Source organism: Microseira sp. BLCC-F43 (assembly GCF_041929235.1).
Taxonomy (GTDB): domain Bacteria; phylum Cyanobacteriota; class Cyanobacteriia; order Cyanobacteriales; family Aerosakkonemataceae; genus Microseira.
This window is the reverse complement of sequence record NZ_JBHFNP010000361.1, coordinates 124,042-140,420: the sequence shown is the minus strand read 5'-3', so window position 1 is coordinate 140,420 and position 16,379 is coordinate 124,042. Positions and strand designations below refer to the sequence as shown.

Genomic DNA, 16,379 nt, shown 5'->3' with positions numbered 1-16,379 from the left:
GGTTTTGGTTGTTGTCGAGTCGCAAGACCGGGCTTCATCCAAGCGAAAGCGTTAACTCGGATTGACCAAAAGTTACACCGCCGACTTATACTTAGCTCCTTTTCCCTCTGGGTAGGTTTGTCTAGGTTTTTCCAAGCGGTGCTAGACGAATCGCTAGCAGCATCGGGTGCGTTGGCGTCAGCCTGTGCGTTAGCAGGTATTGCGGGCTTCACCTCGGCCTCGCGTACCTTGTCACCAGGGTTGGTCACCTGGTCTAGGCTCGTTCCTGGTAGCGCTGGTTGGGTGCTGGGGTCAACGCCCATTGACTCCAAGTAGGCGGTTTCGATTTGACCTTCAAAAGCTACTTGATCGGCTTCGAGCAAGGTTTTGTAGCGTTGCTGGGTTAGCGTCATTTGATAAGCAGATTCAGCCGCCGCCTCGAACTCTTCAGCCTGATTGTGATAATGACGGATTCGTTGGCGTATCGGCTCGCGTTGAGCTTGCGATCGCGCGAGTACCATCGCGCCGCCCATTGATACCGTACCTGCGATCACGGCGACTATCTTCAACCCGCCGTACCCGCGCTGAATTCCCAAAAATTCCGCTTTCTGAGGGACAAGCCAAGCTGGTTTAGAATCGACTCGGCTGTTGGTGCGGAATTCTACCCGGTCATCGAATGGGAGTGCGATCGCGGTCGTAAAGGCGATCGCCCCCAAGCCCAGGAGAGTGCTGGTAATTGCTGCTGGCCTAGCCATGTTTCCTGCCTCCTGCCAGTGGAACTAAATGAATCGCTGTACCGAGAAGAACCATCGATGCTCCGATTTTCCAGGTATTAGCTATGAGCCATGCCATCCAGCCATCCCAATTGCCGCCGATGATTGCGGCTGTGATCGCAACCAGCAGGACTTGGTAACGGACGCGGTTTTCCGACGGTGCTGCAAAGCTGAGCGCAACCAGTCCCAAACCAACAGCAGGGATGAGGATGAGTGCTGATGGTTGGAACACTGGAATTGCCCGAACCATCAGTGAAGCGGATAGCCCTAAGCCGAAGTACAAGCCGAACTCTCCCCAGTTTCCTGTGACTCCCCAGAACCGCTCCATCTCGCTGGTCTTAATCTGGGGTGTCGTGGGTTGGTCAACGGGAGCGATTGGGCTGAAATCAAACTGATCTTGTTCGTAACTATTAAAATCGGGAAAATTAGTATTCATGTCGCACTTCCAAATTTGGAAAAAAGGGTGGAATCGGCTCCACCCTTGCGTTTACTTGCCGGTAAAGAAATTGAGCAATCCGCTCAAGAATCCCCCGCCGCCAAGAGATTGTTGTCCCCCAGGGAACCTCTGAGAGCTAAAGTTGGCGAGGATGGGGTCGTAATCCTTGGTGTTAATGTACGCGGTAAATGCAGTTTGTCGCTGATTGGCGGCGATCGCTAGCGCAGGACTAGCCTGAATCTCCTTAAGCCGCTGCTGGAAACCGTGCAAAGCGATCTGCGATTTGGCTTGGTGATTAGCGCGAAGCAGATGCAATCGTTGCTGGAAGCTGGCGGTAGCAAGGGCTTTGTCAGAAAGCAGTTGCCCTTGCATCATTTGGAGTTCCTGTTTCATCTGGTGATTTAACCTCTGAATATGCGCGTTGTGCTTCGCGGAAGCGACAATCGCCTGTTGCACGTACTTATCGATTTCTTCCTTGGCTTCCAGTCCGCGCTCCATTGCCTCCAGGGTGAGGCGCTCGATTTCAGCCTTGTTCTGGTAGATTTTCTCCAGGTGTTTGACCATTGCCGCTCCTAGCTGGCGTTGGAGATTTAAGATTTTGGCTTGGCGCGCAGCCTCATGTACCTGCTCTGGGGTGAGATTGCCAAACTGAGCAACGTTGCTGCCAAATTCCTTGTCTACATGCGCCACGCCGCTAGTTTTTGATACTCGAAATTCCATCGGTTACCTCATAAGTTGAAACCCCCGACATACGCCGGGGGTGAATCGTAAGGGAAGCCGCACGTTTAAGAGTCTGCCAGGTCTATGTCGTACACGTAGCCGGTTGCGTCGTATCGGTGAACCTCAATCCCGTGTGCGGCAACTGCGTCTAGCAGCTTACTAGCATTGGAACTAGCAACGAGTTCGCGGTACAGGGATTCCTTGATTTCGATGCCGTCGCCGTCGTCGATGACGGTGCAGTGGCTAGCGTTACATAGATCGTCAAACGGGTGCGCTTCTAGGTAGGCGTAGAGGTCTGCGATCACGCGATATTTCTCGCTCAGCTTAGTCATTTGTTGTCCCTCCAATTAGGTAATGCCATGCTGCGGTTACGGCGCTTTGGTCGTCCGAAGTGCGTCCAAGATTGGGTTGGCCTGGATCGTCTTTTGCAATTACCAGCGCTGCTTTTTCGGCTACTTCTACCGGCGCACCAGCTTCGAGAATAGCGTTGCGGGTAGCTTTATACATTTCGGAATTAAATCGTCCTGTTCCGCGCTCATCTTGCTCTGGTGGTTGCAATAACTCCCAAATTTCTGGGTGGGATGCTGTGATGTTGATGATTTTTGGTTGTTGCATTTTAGTTATTCTGATTGCCTTTGATTACGCGAATTATTTCGCAGATGTACGTTTGAGCTAATTCCATGTCTTGAGCTATTTCCACATGAGATAAATCGTCAGATAAAACTTTCCATGTGGCGGTCTGCTCAATAATTTCAAGCACAGCTTGCACCGATTCTAGAGATTGGATTATTTGTTCATTTGTCATGGTACTAGTAAGCCAACAGTGAAATTATGCTCGCTTTAATTTGCTAGGAAGCTGGTGGTAAAGCAGGAGATTCAACGGTGCGAAATTCTTGCAAAGTTAGCGGCATACCTAAACTGGCTTCGTCAACAATCGCTTGCCCAATTGCGCCTAGATCGTTGTTAAGCGCGCTATTAAAAAATCCTTGAACTAGGTAACCTATAACCAGTTCGTTGAATTGTTGTTGATTTTGAGAAGCGACTATTTTGGCTGCGGCTACCGTTACTGGAGTAGGAATTGGTTTTGTTCCTACGCTAGGCTGCTGAATTGGGCGTTGTCCATTCGGCTTCGCTTGAGCTTGATTGATTGCTTCTTTGTCTACGTTGCTCATAAAGGTTCTCCATGTGTTGGTTGATGGTTTGAATTGCTAGTCTTCGGCCTAAGCTTTGGACTAATTTTCGGAATTCCCAAAGCACTTCCACTGTTGATCGCACATATCCTCTGGCATAGGCTGGGCAGACAAATCCTTTTGGGGATAACTGTCTCAATACGGCACAGTCTCGTCGCAGATAGCTAGTGCTAATACCCAGCATTTTCTCTACCGTGAATCTAGGCAGGCAGAGTGATTATGGAGGCAAACTGAAATCAATTTGGTCGCGCTTGGGAAGCGAACCGGAAGACTGTTTCTGTCTTGCCTTCACTTCGATTCTTTGTCGCTTCTAAACTGATTTCATGGTATAAAAAGTCCCTCGCCGGGGTCTATAAATCGGTGCTGGTTTTGCACTTAGTAACTGGTCTGCCTCCACAGAACGTCTATTTTAAACAAGCGTCGCTGAACTTCGTAAGGCGATCGCCCACAGTAGAACCATTTCTTAACTTGGTCAATGGTGCAGTTCGTAAGCAATCCGAGTTGTTTGTAGGTTAGCTGCCAGCGAGTCAGGAACTCCTGTGGCGTCATCAGCTCATCTTGTTGCAAATATTTAAGCGCTTCCCAGTGTTCTTTTCTTGGGGATTTTGGTAATATTGTTTTCATCACTGTCTCCGTAGTGAACGACACACCCTTTGGGTGAGTTGGGGGCCAGCAGCAATTGAAGTTTGCTGCTGGCTTTTGATATTTGGCAGGATTTGCTAATCGCTTTTGTACACCTCAATGCTGCTGTCGGCATCGAGTTTGAGCCGTCCATCTTGAAGCTCAAAATAGGCTTCTATGACTACAGATTCGGGATTGTCATCTTGCGACCATTTCCAATCTGCTTCGCACCGTACCGCGTACTTTACTTCGATGTTTTCTATCGTGATTTCTTGGCACACATTCCAAGGTACACAACCTGGCTCGTATCTCGTTGGGTGACCGTTGTCATCTAGCGGCACAATGGGAATTGCTTCGTTTATGTAGCGTTCCTTAATTAGTTCCGCCGCTAAATAGCAAAGCTTGTTTTCAAGTTCCTTAACATTTCTCTCTTCGTGTTTGGTTTCAGGTTGGTTGTTGGTCATGGTTGATGGCTAATAGGTGATAGGTAATTGGTAATGGGTGTTTAACGACAAAAGAAATTTTTTGATAGTCAGGGCATTTTGAACGCTGTGGGCCGCAAGGATGAACGGCGCAGCGTAAATATTCTGAACTGCTGTAGTATTCGCAGGTTTTGCAATACTTGTGAAACGTCTCTTGTGCGGGATGAATCTGTTCGATCCGGATTGACGGTGCATCAAGTTCTTCGAGTTTGTCGATTAGGGCTATTCCGTATTTTTCGATCTGATTCATGAGACAAGTATGTAAAGTCTGAAATAAAGTTCGGATACGCATGATGGGGATTTTTACTTGGCCTGTTTGGTCGCCATACCCGGTTAACTGGTTACGGGCGGTTGGAAATTTGTTTCTTTGGGCTGTCTTGACTGAGGGAATGCTTGAGGCAGTTTTTAAAAACAGAGACTATGCGTTAGCTCACTGTTGGATTGATGAGTTTGGAAATGTGGACTGTCCAAGCGCTGTCAGCCAGGGTGCGTTTCTGTTGTTTTGTTTTCTGCTCAATTTGGTTTTTCAGGCGATCGCTATCACCATCACCCATCACTGGATCGCTAGGCTCCGAGGAAAGTCGCGGGGCTGGTTTCCCCGGTGGCCTAGCTGGAGGGAAGGGTTAAATGGCTCAATCGCTGTCTTCCTCAGTTTTGTCGCCATTGCAGTTCCTGGGATTTTGTTCGTTGCCATCTTCCCTCAATGGTTGACGATCCGAGCGCTGGTTCCGGTGACTTTGGGTGGAATGCTGGCAATCGCTGCCTACCTCCACCAATATGACTGCTGGGTTCGGGAACGCCGCGCTGCTAAAAAGGCGATGCGTTCCCAGGCTAGGACGGGGAATAAGAAAAGGGGGAAGAAAAGGGAATTTTCCCCCTCTGGCTCACCAGCCAACTTGACCCCGCCACCTGTTGACCCGATCGACCTGGAGCTTGACCGACTCCGAGGTGAGATGGGCATGAATCAGATGCGGCGGAAGAAACCTCCGGAAAATTCTCAATAGTACAGCTGCTAGTTGAGAATGGTTTGACTTTCTAGGTTCGGAACCGGGGCATGATTGTGTCCCGGTTTTTAACCACTGTAGGCAGAAGGACGAGCTTCAAAGGCTTCTATCAGCTCATCGATAGTGCATTGGTAAATCTCACACATTCGCTTGATCTTGGATGGTGGGAGATGTGGAATGCCGCCTCTTTCCCATGCACTAACAGTCTGCTCCCTGATATCAAGAGCTTGCGCTACTTGTCGCTGAGTTAATCCAGCACGTTTACGGAGAGTCATGGGTGTTAGTAGATCGCTTGTGCTTTTTTGGTCTTGTGTCATATTATAGAACAATATTACGGTAAGCGCCAGTACTTATCGCTGGCGCTTACCGCAACTCCTGAGAAACAACAATGGGCAGGTCTGACTTGGATCGCCCGACCTGCCCACTATCTTCCAACAAATGCGGTAATCAGATGCGCTAATCGAATGCGGCAATTACAGCCTGATCTGCGCCATAAATAATCCGCACGTAAACTCAGACAATCAAGGAGGTACAGTACGTTATTTCGACCAAGGCAGAAGAGATTAAAGCGGAAGATGAAGCGATCGCCGCAGCATTGGAACCAGGTGCTTACCTTGTCTCTGTGGAAGACGAAAACTTCATCCTGGGAATAACTGATGACTGCGATCGCACAGTTCACATTTTCAGAATCAAGTCTCTTTCTTAACAAAAAATAGGGCATCTAGCTTACCACAGTAGATACCCCTTCTATTCCTTCAAAAGGAACAATACGATGCAACAACAATACGACAATCTGGAAACAGAAAATCTGTCTAAAGATAGAAGTCCATCCTTACTAGCTACGATCGCCGCACTAGAAGCAGAAGGCTTCTATCAAGGAACCGACGACATCCAATGTGACATAGTAACCGTCACCACTCACGGAGAGTGGGAAATTAAGGTTGGGTATACCGACACCTACCTTTATGTCACTGTTTCGCTACAAGACGGATCTAGGTGGCTTACCGATCTAAAAAGCTGTGAAGATGAGTTCCCAAGCTACCAGGAATTGTTGACTGGAGATCCGAAATCTCTCGCCGATCGAATGGCAGCTATTAAACAGCAGAAGTACGAGCGGATGATGCAAGCGATCGCCTGGATGAAGGAGTTGGTAGTGCGATCGCCATCGCCAAAACACATCTTGGCGCTAGCTGAAAGCGCTTTCCAGTGCTTAGGCAACGTTGGAGACTATAAAATCAACGAGGGATACAAGTTCCTAGAAATTTATGAAGAGAGTTTCAAGGACTGGACTCTAAAATCCCTCCACAGAGAAGACGATTGGGTGCTGTTAGATGCGGTTCACAAAAGCGGTCAATACTGGCAAAACGGTTACCGATATGACCCCACAGTATCGTTGAAATCTTACGTTGAAATCTTGAAGCAACTTCTGTCGGTATGACCAACCGGCTTTTTGATAATTGCGCCGAAGCATGGCGAATTTACTGGTGGGCAGTAATCACTTCTGAATACCAATGCCAGATAAAAATTCACCTTGCAGAACTAGATTTTACTATCTGGAAAGCTCCACGAAGCCTGGAGTTCTCGATTACCTTTGACTTCCACTTCTGTCCAAAAGTGTACTTAGAAGTTCCAGACCAAGTGTACAGGCTCTACTACGGGCTTCCAGAAGACACGGGAGATGTTGACAACATTCCATTCTAAAAAAAGTGGGTGCTGGCTGACGGCACCCACTAACCAAGAGATTAACCCTATTTAGGAGAGAAAAATGAGCTTCAAAGAAAGCTTCTTAAAGTTGGGAAGCACGATAATCAGTCCTGCTCAAATTGTATCAATAAATCTCAACTTTTGTGACGAAAACAACGCAGGGGTTTTGGTTAGTTTATCTAATGGTGAATTCTACCTGTTCGAGAGACAAGAAGCCGAAATACTGAGACGATACTTCATGCTTGGCTCATTCGCAACTGACCTTAATAGCCTCTACGGAGAAGTCAAAAATGGAGGTCAACAGCAATGGTAGCCGCATTCCAAAGAACCATCACAAATGACTACATAGATCAACTTCTGCTGAAACTGGTAAACGTAGAAGCAGAACAAGCTATCTTGGGAGGCATCTTGCTAGATCCAGAAGCTATTGAAAGGCTAGTAGATGGCTTGTCAGCAGAGGCTTTTTCCGTAGAAAGTCACAAAATAATTTACCGGGCGGCTGTCAATTTACACAGCCAAGGTAGACCGACCGATTTAATGACCGTTACCACCTGGCTTGCCGACCACAACACCTTAGAGAAAGTGGGCGGCACTAACAAATTAGTACAGCTGGTTGATCGCACCGTCTCTGCCGTTAACATCGACCAGTATGCAGGCCTGGTGATGGATAAATACATGCGGCGCAAGCTAGTGCTTACCGGCTGCAATCTTACAGACTTAGCCAGTAGATCTTACTGGGAACTTCCAGAAATCCTGGAAGAAGCTGAATTCCAAACCCATGCGATTACAGATTTACGCAGCACCCCTTTCAGTCAATACCAACAATCCGAAAGTGAGATTCAACTTAAACAGCTAACCAGAGAAATAGAGAAGATTGAAGCTATCAAATCAAAAAACCCCTTCAAGTACAAACTGGAAATCAAAAACCTGATGAAGCGCTGGGATATGCGCTCAGAAAAAGAATTTTTTGATTTTCACGCCAAATGGTTGCAGATTTCCCAAAAATCCAGGTCGTTCTCTATAGACGAATACCTAGAAATGTTTGGTGGTAAATCCATCAAGTGGCTACTGGATGGATGGATTCCTGGCTCAACCATCACCGTGGTTCACAGTAAAGGCGGCGTTGGTAAAACAAGCTTACTCCTAACAATCTCCAAGGCATTGATTAGTGGCAATTCTTGGTGTGGCTACGACGTAAATAAGCCCTTAAAAATACTGTGGATTCAAACAGACCAAGGCCCTACAGTAACGACTAGGTTTCTCGACCGGCAAGGATTTTTCAAGCTCGATCCTCACGTTCGAGAACGCCAAAGAATTATCGACAAGTGGGGGATAGAGGAATACCACATTCTAGAGGAAGAACTCAAGCAATACAACTACGATCTGGTGGTCATCGACTGTTTGTCGACGGTTTCCTCTTCACTGATCTACCGAGAAAACGACCAGGAATATGCCCGACCACTTGCACGGCTGCGGGAGATAGGAAACAAACACAATTGCTCTTTCTTGGTACTGCATCACTCAGGTTGGGACGGCAAGATCCGTGGCACGACAGCTATTTATAATGCCGCCGATCAAGTCTGGGCATTAGAAGAAGCGAAGCCATCAGGAATCAACTTGACCGTCCAGAAAAGTAGATTTATGGCTACTCCCTGTAGCTACCGACTAGAGTTTGATTCCGAAACATACTCCTGGTCGATGGTTGGTGAAATCAGTAGATCTGAGGATGGTGAGGAAGAGTTCAACGACTTGTCTGCCCGCCCAAGTTTTCAAAAACTCTATCAATTCCTCAAGACAAATCGGGGTGTTGGCTTTGAAGCAGCCGAGCTGTCCGAACATACCGGAATTAACGATGGTACCGTTCGGAAAGAATTAGGCTTTGGTCTGTCTAAAGGGTTGATTGAATCGTTTCAGGGCTACAGGCAGCGAGCCGTTTACTTCGTCGGCGAACTGACTTCATCGGCCTACAACTCAACCGACAACGATGAGGGTGAAGATAAAGGCTTGACAGTACTGGGCAACTTTAACATTTCTTTACCAAACCAGGGGAATTCTGTATCACAACGAACATCTGATCCGCTTGATCCGGATTGCGGATCAGGCCAAAACCCTTACCCTGTCAGCGTTGATCCGGTTGATCCGGTTGAGCCGCATTTTTTGAGTTTACAGACAACAAGCTCAAATTCAAAAAAACACGGATCAACCGGATCAAGCGGATCAACTCATACACAGAGCGAGTTTCACGTTGATCCGGGTTGCGGATCAAGCGGATCAACTGTTACAGAACTTAACAATGAGGTTGAGCGATCGCCGCAACTAACCGACGCCGATGTTGAGGATTTCGCGGGATTGATTCGATATGCGATCGCCCATCCAGAAGCAGCAATATCCACGCAGGAATCATTCTTGGCTTACTTTGCCGAAAATCCTGGCAAGGAAAAAGTGTGGCAAGCGCTGTTACCGCACGAGCGGGAGGCTTTTAAAGAGCTAACCGCCAAACCCACAGACGGACTGGGGCAAGAGGTGAAGGTAGGCGATCGGGTGCAAAGCCTTCATTCCGACCAAAAAGTTGGCAAGATAATTCGGTTAGAGCCAAACTTTAGAGGCAGTCCAAAGAGACCATTTATTCAGTGGACAACGGTTGTTAGCTGGGACAACGGTGAAGAAGATGACGAGGTAGTTGAATTTCTCAAGGTTCAAGGTAATGACTCAGAAAAACCAATAGACATCAAGGCGATTACTCTTCACCAACCCTGGGCTAGCCTCGTCGGGCGGCATAAGCACTACGAAACTAGAGGCTGGAGTACTGATTACCGAGGGAAAATAGCAATTCATGCAGGAAAAGCCACAGCAAACTGTTCGACAGAGCTGTTGGAATTAATCGGCAACGTAAGAGATTTACCGATGGGGGTTATAGTGGCGATCGCCGACCTGGTTGACTGTATTGAAATGACCCCAGAACTAATTGCCGAACAATCAGAGACAGAGCTATTGTGCGGTGACTGGAAACCGGGAAGATTTGCTTGGAAGCTGGAAAATGTTCGGCGCCTAGAAATACCAATTCCAGCGAGGGGATACCAAGGATTGTGGGATTGGAAACCGACAGCAGAAGGGCCAGATCTTTCGACACCAGACACATGGAGACCAAAGGTAGGCGAACGATGCCAAAACTTAAATGGCGTTTCATTAACAATTAAGGAAGATAAAAATCACAGCTTTATCGTTGTTTACGACAACGATACAAGTGAAGGTGTCCTTCACTTGGAGCATCTCAAACCCCTAGCTCCAGAACAAGACCCAAAGGTTATCGCCCAGCAGCTATTTTCAAAAATCCAACCTGGCGATGAACTGAAAGCATTAAAGCACCCGTCTCACGTAGGATTCGCCAGACGTAGGGGGAGAGTAATTCGCCAGGCCAAAATCAACGATAAATTCTTGGTTGAATGCGAGACAAGTCTTGGGATTCAAGTTTTCAACTTGGAGGCAGTAGAAATATGCTCAAACACGAAGCAGTAGCCTTGAAAAAGGCGATTAAAGAAATCAAGTCCCTTGTCAATCCTGCCCAAGTCTTCTGGTTAAGTTGTCGCTCAAAATACGACACCTTCGATCTGAAAATAGGGATTGTCTCTTGCCCAAAGAAGCCTTACAGGAGCGAGAAATAATGAATGGAGTTTTGTGTCAATATTGGATTTGGCACGGCAAATTCAATAAGCTTGGTTGCCTACAGTGGCAAGCATTACATTCTGTTAAACGTCCAAGATGGCGCTGATCATGAAGGCAAAAAAAGGCACAGTGGTAGTGTCAAGCCACAGAGGAATGCTTCGCCTTCAGTTACCCCGGCACTTATTTGGAGGCCAACAGAAATATCTCTACCTTGGGCTAGCTGACACACCCACAAACCAACGGGCGGCCCAAGATAAGGCACAAGCGATCGCCTCTGACATTGCCTTCAATCGATTCGATTTCACATTGGAGAGGTATCGCCCACACCCACCAAATGATAATTCTCCTAGCTTGAGCGAGATATGGCAGAAATACACTTTTTATAAATCAAAGTTTCTCGCTCATAGCACCCTATAAAAAGAATTTAAGTGGGTTGAACTTCACATTAATAAACTCCCTTCCCAACAGTTACAAGACGCGCGTCAAATCCGCAGATACTTAATTCAGTCAACGACTCCAAAAGTAGCCAAAAAGATTTGGATGTACCTTGCCGCATGTTGCCGTTGGGCGCTGGAGGAAGAAATGATTACCTTCAACCCTTTCGATAACTTACCTAAGGTTAGCGGCGGCAAGAAAACAAGCCAAGTCAACCCATTTAGCCCAGAAGAAAAGGAGTTGATTGTCTCAACATTTGAGGCCGATCCTTGTTATTCCTACTACACCTCATTTGTTCGGTTTTTATTCTTAACCGGATGTCGAACCAGCGAGGCGATCGGACTTCAATGGAAGCATGTTAGTCCCAATCTGTCAGTTATTACTTTTAACGAGGCGTTTGTTTGTGGCAAAAGGTCTCCCAGGACAAAGACCGGCAAGATCCGTAAATTTCCCATCAACGAAACACTGCGATCGCTGCTTAAAACAATTAAGCCAACAGAATGTACTCCTGACACTTTGGTCTTTCCTTCTCCAAGCGGCCTACCAATTGATGGGCATAATTTTCTGAACAGGGCGTGGAAAAGTATTTTAGGCCAGCTACCAATTCAGTACCGCTCGGTCTACCACACGGGGCATACGTTTATCTCTTCCTGCTTGGAAGCAGGAATCAGAGTTACCCAAGTGGCTCAATGGGTGGGCAACTCGCCTGACACAATTTGGCGTCACTATGCCGGGGTCATCAACGAAGCAACTGTACCGGAATAATTTGCACGTCAACTGCACGTCAACTGCACGTCAAAGCACGTCAAAAACCACCCCGCAGCGCACCAGCCCAAAAACGACAAAACCCTTGGACTGACAAGGGTTAGTTAACGAGCACGGAGGGATTTGAACCCCCGACACCCAGAACCGGAATCTGGTGCTCTATCCACTGAGCTACGTGCCCTTACTTCTAGAAATTATAGCATTGGCGATCGCTAAACCCAACTCCACAACCATCTCAAATCCCCAACATTCGTCTCAGCATCGGAGGCATGGGCAAGATCATCGCGATCAACAACGCAATTGCCAACAGTCCCCAGAAGTCGCGCTGGTTGTCGAGTGCGGAGACATCGTTGAGTGCGGGTTCATCGTTAACCGGCATCAAAAATAATAGAATTGCCCACAGTAAAAACCCAGGCTGCACCAGCGACCATCCCAGTAGCAACAACCGCGCCACTTGACCAATTGCGATCGCAGCTTGTTGTCCCAACATGGCGTGGATGATGTGACCCCCGTCGAGTTGTCCCACCGGCATCAAATTCAATGCCGTGACGATGATGCCCAAGTAGCCAGCTACCGCCACGGGATGGAGGTCTATCGCCATGTTGGAAGTCAAAGCGCTGCCCAAGGTTAGCTGACTCAACAGGGTCATCAATAGGGAAAACCTGGGGTTAAACGAATCGAAATTTAACATGCCTGACTTATCAGACAGAGGAACGACGCTGGAATTGGCTAAGCCCCAAATCAACAAGGGTATTGTGACGATAAAGCCTGCTAGGGGGCCGGCGATCGCTACATCAAACAAAGCTTTACGATTGGGTACGGGACTCCGCATCTGGATAAACGCCCCAAACGTCCCCAAGAAAAACGGTACGGGTATAAAATAAGGCAGCGTCGTGCGAATTTTATAGCGTCGGGCGGCGAGATAATGGCCTAATTCGTGGATGCCCAGAATCGTCATTAAAGATAAAGCATAGGGTAGTCCTTGCAGCAAGGCACCTGGGTTAGATTTCACCGCTGCTTCGGTGACATTGGCGATCTCAGCACCAATAATGGTGGTGGTAAATAAAGTTACCAGCAGCAGTGCCAAAGCCAAACCTGGTCGCGTCAGGGATTCGCTGTTGCGTTTTGCCTCGCGATGTGCTTGGGGGTTGGGGACTAGGGCGAAGAAGGGTTTGCCGGTGAAGTCTTCTTGAAACAGAATATAGAAGCGATCGCTAAACTGTGCTTCAATATTCTGCTTGATTGTCTTGTAAGCCACCTCTGGATTGGAACGCAGACTGCCTCGGCAAATCACCGCTTGGGGTCGATACTCCAGATTTTGCAGGTAATAAATCGACCAAGGAAAACAATTGCGCAGGGTCGCTTCTTCTTCAGAGGTTAGCGCGCGCACCGTTTGCTTTTGGGCATCCCCGTTGAGAGTTTGCGCCGCAACTGGGGAATCTGTTGTCTTAGCTTCCTCTGGGGTTAGTTCCCGACGCCCCAAATGAATCAGCCACCAGTACAATATCGGACAAATGATAAACGGGCCGAGCAACAGTACCAAAGGCGGCTCTTTGCCGTAAATCCAAATCCAGCCACTCCAAATAAATGCGGGTGTCATCATCACCAGCCACAATATCCACACGGGTGTTTTTGTGATGCTGGCGACGCTGCGCTGCACAATGAAGTAGGTAACCAGTCCCAGTACTAGGAGTAAAAATAAGTTCATTTTATGCCCAAACCAGCAAGGGCTGTCTTTGACAATATTTTTGCATTTCCACCCAATCGAGAGACGTTGGGGGCGACAGCTTATTTCATTGTAAAGAACGATGTCAATATTCTGCTGGATTGTCCCGCACCTGACGAAGAAAACCAGCAATTTTTACGCGACCAAGGGGGCGTCCGGTGGCTGTTGATTACCCATCGCGGCGGGATTGGCAAGCATGTCAAGGAAATTCAACAAACCTTTGGCTGCGAAATTTTGATTCAGGAACAGGAAGCTTATCTGTTACCTGGGTTAACCGTCACGACCTTCCACAAAGAGTTTACCCTCTCTCCGACTAGCCAGGTTATTTGGACGCCCGGACATTCTCCCGGTTCTTCTTGCCTTTATCAGGGCGAAAATGGGGGCATATTGTTTACCGGGCGTCACTTATTGCCAAATCGGCAGGGTAACCCCGTCCCCTTGCGGACTTCCAAAACTTTTCACTGGCGAAGGCAAATTAACAGCGTGAACATGTTGCGCGAAGTTTTTACTCCCGAAACTCTGCAATATATTTGTCCGGGTGCCAATACTGGGTTTTTGCGGGGGAAAGGAGCGATCGCAAAAGCTTATGAGAAATTGGTGCAACTCGATTTAGATGCGTTACTTCAGGCAAAACCGGGACTGTGAAAATTTAAGATTGTAGATTTAAGATTGCAGATTTAAGACAAATCTCAAATCTTAAATCTACAATCTGCAATCCTGCTGATTCATTTAAACAATATTTCAGTGTATTTTGAGAATTATCAAAAAATTTTCAGCAGGAGGAATGACAATATGCAAACATTTGCAAAAACAGAAGAAACCAGGATAAAGTGGCTAACCTATCTATTTTTACTAGAAGAATATGTAGCATAACTGGATGCGATCGTTAATGGGGCAGCAGCTTTTGGTAATCCAGTTTTGTCCCTGTCTGAGCGTGACTGGGAATTTTTACTAGACATGATGTTAAACCCGCCGGAACCTTCTGAGGGGTTGATTGCATTAGTTAAAGAGTGTCGCGGTTCCCAAGAGTAAAACATTGTGACTTGGATTATATCTGCAATAGATGGTATAGGACGCAGCACGAGTAGTCTCAGAAAAGATCCCTTTAACTCTGGAAATCCAGAACTAGATCGATATCTAAAACAGTATGCTCTGCAAAACGATCGAGATGGAATTTCCAGAACTTTTGTCGCTTTTTCATCTGAGGTTAGTCAGATGAGCGCTGGTTATTATTCTTGCTGCGCGGGTGCCTTCGCTAGTGAAAATTTTCCTGTAGATCTGCGGGTGAGTCTGCCTAGATACCCCACTCGAGTTATACTAATTGGCAAACTGGCTGTAGATCGGTCTATGCAAGGAAGAGGTTTGGGAAAGCATTTGCTATTCCACGCTTTAGAAAATGCACTCAATGTATCGCAAAAAGTGGAATTTTTTGCAGTTAGAGTTGATGCCATAGACGAGACAGCCAAGGAATTTTACACAAAATTTGGTTTTCGGGCATTGCCGGATATTCCTCTTTCTCTTTATCTCCGGATTGAAACATTTAAACAAGCCCTCATGTGAAAATTTTAGATTTAAGATTTTAGATTTTAGATTGAAAACAAATCTGCAATCTTAAATCTAAAATCTGCAATTACTGAATTGCATCCAAAATCGGATTAGAAATCCAGCTAACGCCAACTTTAAGTTGATGTTCTAACCCAGGCATCCGATACAAATAAGCGAGGCGACGCATCAGGTAAGCAACTTGACCATCGAGTTTCAATCCCATGCCTGTATAAGTAGCGCTATCGGTTCCCAATGTCAGCATTTCTCCCAAATTCTGATAGCGGAAAGGAAGCATTGGACGCTTAGTCAGGGATGCCCAAACATTCCAAGCGGCATAATCTGATTGCTGGAAAGCTGCTTGCGCCGATGGGGGAACTTGCTGTCCTTCATTGTCGCGACAGTCGCTTAAATCTCCCAAAATAAAAATTTCTTCACGGTCGATTGCTTGCAGCGTGGGTGTAGTCACAAGCTGTCCCCTTTGGTTTTGTTTGAGGGGGAGATTTCGCACTACGGGAGATGCTTGCATTCCCACCGTCCACAGCACTATATCCACGGGAATTGTGTCTACAGTTCCTTTGTACATCAGGGAAATGCTATCGGATCCAATTGATTCGACGCTAGTTTCTAAATCGAGCCAAACGCCTTTTGCTTCGAGGGTTTTACTTGCGGTTTCCCGGTTATATTCTGGGGAGTTTCTGAGAATTTTATCGGCTTGTTCGATAATCCTAAACCGTCCCCGTTCTTTGAGTCTATCTGCCAGCTTGCAAGCTAATTCGACGCCGCAATAACCGCCGCCGACAATTGCTATGCGAATTTTTTCTGTTTCGGATTGTTCTAAAACTCGCAGTCGTTCTTCCAGGCGATAGGCATCGGCAAGGGTGCGGAACGGAAAAGCATAAGATGCAGCACCCGGTACCTTATCTAGGGGCGATTCTCCACCCAGGGCTAAAATTAAGCGATCGTAGGGTATTTCCGCGCCTTCCTGCAATTCCACCCGCTGCTGTTCTAGATCAATTCCCGCGACATTTGCTTGACAAAACCGCACGCCTGTGTTATATAGGATTTCGGCAAACGGGGGGGCGATTTCCCAAGATTGCAGTTCGCGAGTCAGGAGTTCATAGAGGAGGGGGACGAAGAGGAAGCGATCGCTTTTGTCCACCAGGACAATTTCCGGCTTTTGGGTTCCCTCCCAGGGTAGCTGGGAGAGGCGCAAAGCGGTGTAGAGACCACCAAAGCCTCCACCTAGTATACAGATTCGTGCAGGTTGTTCGGTCATGGTTGAATCGGCGCGAGTCGATGGTGGGGAACTCTTTTCAGGATAGCAAGGCATGAGGAG

The 16,379-nt window shown here is 47.3% G+C and carries 23 protein-coding genes and 1 tRNA gene; 10 read left to right on the top strand and 14 right to left on the bottom strand.

The genetic code is table 11. The features are described from left to right. The 10 genes from ACE1CM_RS48320 to ACE1CM_RS48275 form a co-directional block, all read right to left on the bottom strand. The coding region (locus ACE1CM_RS48320) for a hypothetical protein (protein ID WP_374886766.1) at window positions 1-734 on the bottom strand (734 nt) is incomplete at its 3' end. After that, on the bottom strand, window positions 727-1,188 hold the full coding sequence (locus ACE1CM_RS48315) for a hypothetical protein (protein ID WP_374886765.1): 462 nt from the start codon (window positions 1,186-1,188) through the stop codon (window positions 727-729). The genes ACE1CM_RS48315 and ACE1CM_RS48320, both read right to left, overlap by 8 nt. Window positions 1,189-1,239: 51 nt before the next feature. Beyond that, entirely contained in the window at window positions 1,240-1,908 is a 669-nt protein-coding gene (locus tag ACE1CM_RS48310) for a hypothetical protein (RefSeq protein ID WP_374886764.1), read from the bottom strand. A 65-nt stretch (window positions 1,909-1,973) separates the two neighbouring features. Further along, the gene (locus ACE1CM_RS48305; protein WP_374886763.1) at window positions 1,974-2,240 is read right to left on the bottom strand and encodes a hypothetical protein; all 267 of its coding nucleotides are present in this window, start codon (window positions 2,238-2,240) and stop codon (window positions 1,974-1,976) included. Beyond that, complete coding sequence (locus ACE1CM_RS48300; RefSeq protein WP_374886762.1) at window positions 2,233-2,523, bottom strand: hypothetical protein; 291 nt, start codon at window positions 2,521-2,523, stop codon at window positions 2,233-2,235. Before ACE1CM_RS48300 ends, ACE1CM_RS48305 begins: the two co-directional genes overlap by 8 nt. A gap of 1 nt (window position 2,524) precedes the next feature. Beyond that, window positions 2,525-2,713, bottom strand: a complete 189-nt coding sequence (locus ACE1CM_RS48295; protein ID WP_374886761.1) for a hypothetical protein — start codon at window positions 2,711-2,713, stop codon at window positions 2,525-2,527. A gap of 43 nt (window positions 2,714-2,756) precedes the next feature. Continuing rightward, window positions 2,757-3,080: a hypothetical protein gene (locus tag ACE1CM_RS48290; protein ID WP_374886760.1), complete on the bottom strand. Its 324-nt coding sequence runs from the start codon at window positions 3,078-3,080 to the stop codon at window positions 2,757-2,759. 393 nt (window positions 3,081-3,473) lie between these two features. Beyond that, complete coding sequence (locus ACE1CM_RS48285; protein WP_374886759.1) at window positions 3,474-3,722, bottom strand: hypothetical protein; 249 nt, start codon at window positions 3,720-3,722, stop codon at window positions 3,474-3,476. 95 nt (window positions 3,723-3,817) lie between these two features. After that, window positions 3,818-4,183 (bottom strand): hypothetical protein, encoded by a 366-nt coding sequence (locus ACE1CM_RS48280; RefSeq protein ID WP_374886758.1) that lies wholly within the window; start codon window positions 4,181-4,183, stop codon window positions 3,818-3,820. Beyond that, entirely contained in the window at window positions 4,164-4,451 is a 288-nt protein-coding gene (locus tag ACE1CM_RS48275) for a DUF6464 family protein (protein ID WP_374886757.1), read from the bottom strand. Before ACE1CM_RS48275 ends, ACE1CM_RS48280 begins: the two co-directional genes overlap by 20 nt. A 40-nt stretch (window positions 4,452-4,491) precedes the next feature. Between ACE1CM_RS48275 and ACE1CM_RS48270 the strand changes: the two genes are divergently transcribed. After that, the gene (locus tag ACE1CM_RS48270) at window positions 4,492-5,205 is read left to right on the top strand and encodes a hypothetical protein (RefSeq protein ID WP_374886756.1); all 714 of its coding nucleotides are present in this window, start codon (window positions 4,492-4,494) and stop codon (window positions 5,203-5,205) included. Between the two features lie 68 nt (window positions 5,206-5,273). Here the strand turns inward: ACE1CM_RS48270 and ACE1CM_RS48265 are convergent, their stop codons facing one another. Then, entirely contained in the window at window positions 5,274-5,480 is a 207-nt protein-coding gene (locus ACE1CM_RS48265; protein ID WP_374886755.1) for a helix-turn-helix transcriptional regulator, read from the bottom strand. Between the two features lie 497 nt (window positions 5,481-5,977). Between ACE1CM_RS48265 and ACE1CM_RS48260 the strand changes: the two genes are divergently transcribed. From ACE1CM_RS48260 to ACE1CM_RS48235, 6 genes are all read left to right on the top strand, one after another. Next, on the top strand, window positions 5,978-6,643 hold the full coding sequence (locus ACE1CM_RS48260) for a hypothetical protein (protein ID WP_374886754.1): 666 nt from the start codon (window positions 5,978-5,980) through the stop codon (window positions 6,641-6,643). Window positions 6,644-6,970: 327 nt separating this feature from the next. After that, window positions 6,971-7,222 carry a hypothetical protein gene (locus ACE1CM_RS48255; RefSeq protein ID WP_374886753.1) on the top strand — a complete coding sequence of 84 codons (252 nt, stop codon included), beginning with the start codon at window positions 6,971-6,973 and terminating at the stop codon, window positions 7,220-7,222. After that, entirely contained in the window at window positions 7,216-10,425 is a 3,210-nt protein-coding gene (locus ACE1CM_RS48250; RefSeq protein ID WP_374886752.1) for a DnaB-like helicase N-terminal domain-containing protein, read from the top strand. Before ACE1CM_RS48255 ends, ACE1CM_RS48250 begins: the two co-directional genes overlap by 7 nt. Continuing rightward, window positions 10,404-10,571, top strand: coding sequence for a hypothetical protein (locus ACE1CM_RS48245; protein WP_374886751.1), 168 nt, complete (start codon window positions 10,404-10,406; stop codon window positions 10,569-10,571). The genes ACE1CM_RS48250 and ACE1CM_RS48245 overlap by 22 nt, the downstream gene beginning before the upstream one ends. 136 nt (window positions 10,572-10,707) lie before the next feature. After that, window positions 10,708-10,989, top strand: coding sequence for an Arm DNA-binding domain-containing protein (locus tag ACE1CM_RS48240; protein ID WP_374886750.1), 282 nt, complete (start codon window positions 10,708-10,710; stop codon window positions 10,987-10,989). Between the two features lie 165 nt (window positions 10,990-11,154). Beyond that, on the top strand, window positions 11,155-11,772 hold the full coding sequence (locus tag ACE1CM_RS48235; RefSeq protein WP_374886749.1) for a tyrosine-type recombinase/integrase: 618 nt from the start codon (window positions 11,155-11,157) through the stop codon (window positions 11,770-11,772). A 108-nt stretch (window positions 11,773-11,880) separates the two neighbouring features. Here ACE1CM_RS48235 and ACE1CM_RS48230 read toward each other — a convergent pair. Both ACE1CM_RS48230 and ACE1CM_RS48225 read right to left on the bottom strand, forming a co-directional pair. Further along, window positions 11,881-11,953: transfer RNA gene (locus ACE1CM_RS48230), tRNA-Arg, on the bottom strand. 54 nt (window positions 11,954-12,007) lie between these two features. Next, on the bottom strand, window positions 12,008-13,480 hold the full coding sequence (locus ACE1CM_RS48225) for a site-2 protease family protein (protein ID WP_374886748.1): 1,473 nt from the start codon (window positions 13,478-13,480) through the stop codon (window positions 12,008-12,010). A 3-nt stretch (window positions 13,481-13,483) separates the two neighbouring features. Between ACE1CM_RS48225 and ACE1CM_RS48220 the strand changes: the two genes are divergently transcribed. From ACE1CM_RS48220 to ACE1CM_RS48210, 3 genes are all read left to right on the top strand, one after another. Continuing rightward, window positions 13,484-14,143 carry an MBL fold metallo-hydrolase gene (locus tag ACE1CM_RS48220; RefSeq protein WP_374886747.1) on the top strand — a complete coding sequence of 220 codons (660 nt, stop codon included), beginning with the start codon at window positions 13,484-13,486 and terminating at the stop codon, window positions 14,141-14,143. A 273-nt stretch (window positions 14,144-14,416) separates the two neighbouring features. Continuing rightward, window positions 14,417-14,530 (top strand): DUF1778 domain-containing protein, encoded by a 114-nt coding sequence (locus ACE1CM_RS48215; RefSeq protein WP_374886746.1) that lies wholly within the window; start codon window positions 14,417-14,419, stop codon window positions 14,528-14,530. Window positions 14,531-14,536: 6 nt separating this feature from the next. After that, on the top strand, window positions 14,537-15,058 hold the full coding sequence (locus ACE1CM_RS48210; RefSeq protein WP_374886745.1) for a GNAT family N-acetyltransferase: 522 nt from the start codon (window positions 14,537-14,539) through the stop codon (window positions 15,056-15,058). Window positions 15,059-15,128: 70 nt separating this feature from the next. On the opposite strand, the gene ACE1CM_RS48205 is transcribed toward ACE1CM_RS48210, so the two are convergent. Continuing rightward, a complete protein-coding gene (locus ACE1CM_RS48205) occupies window positions 15,129-16,319 on the bottom strand; it encodes an NAD(P)/FAD-dependent oxidoreductase (protein WP_374886769.1) in 1,191 nt (396 codons plus the stop codon). Window positions 16,320-16,379: the final 60 nt, after the last annotated feature.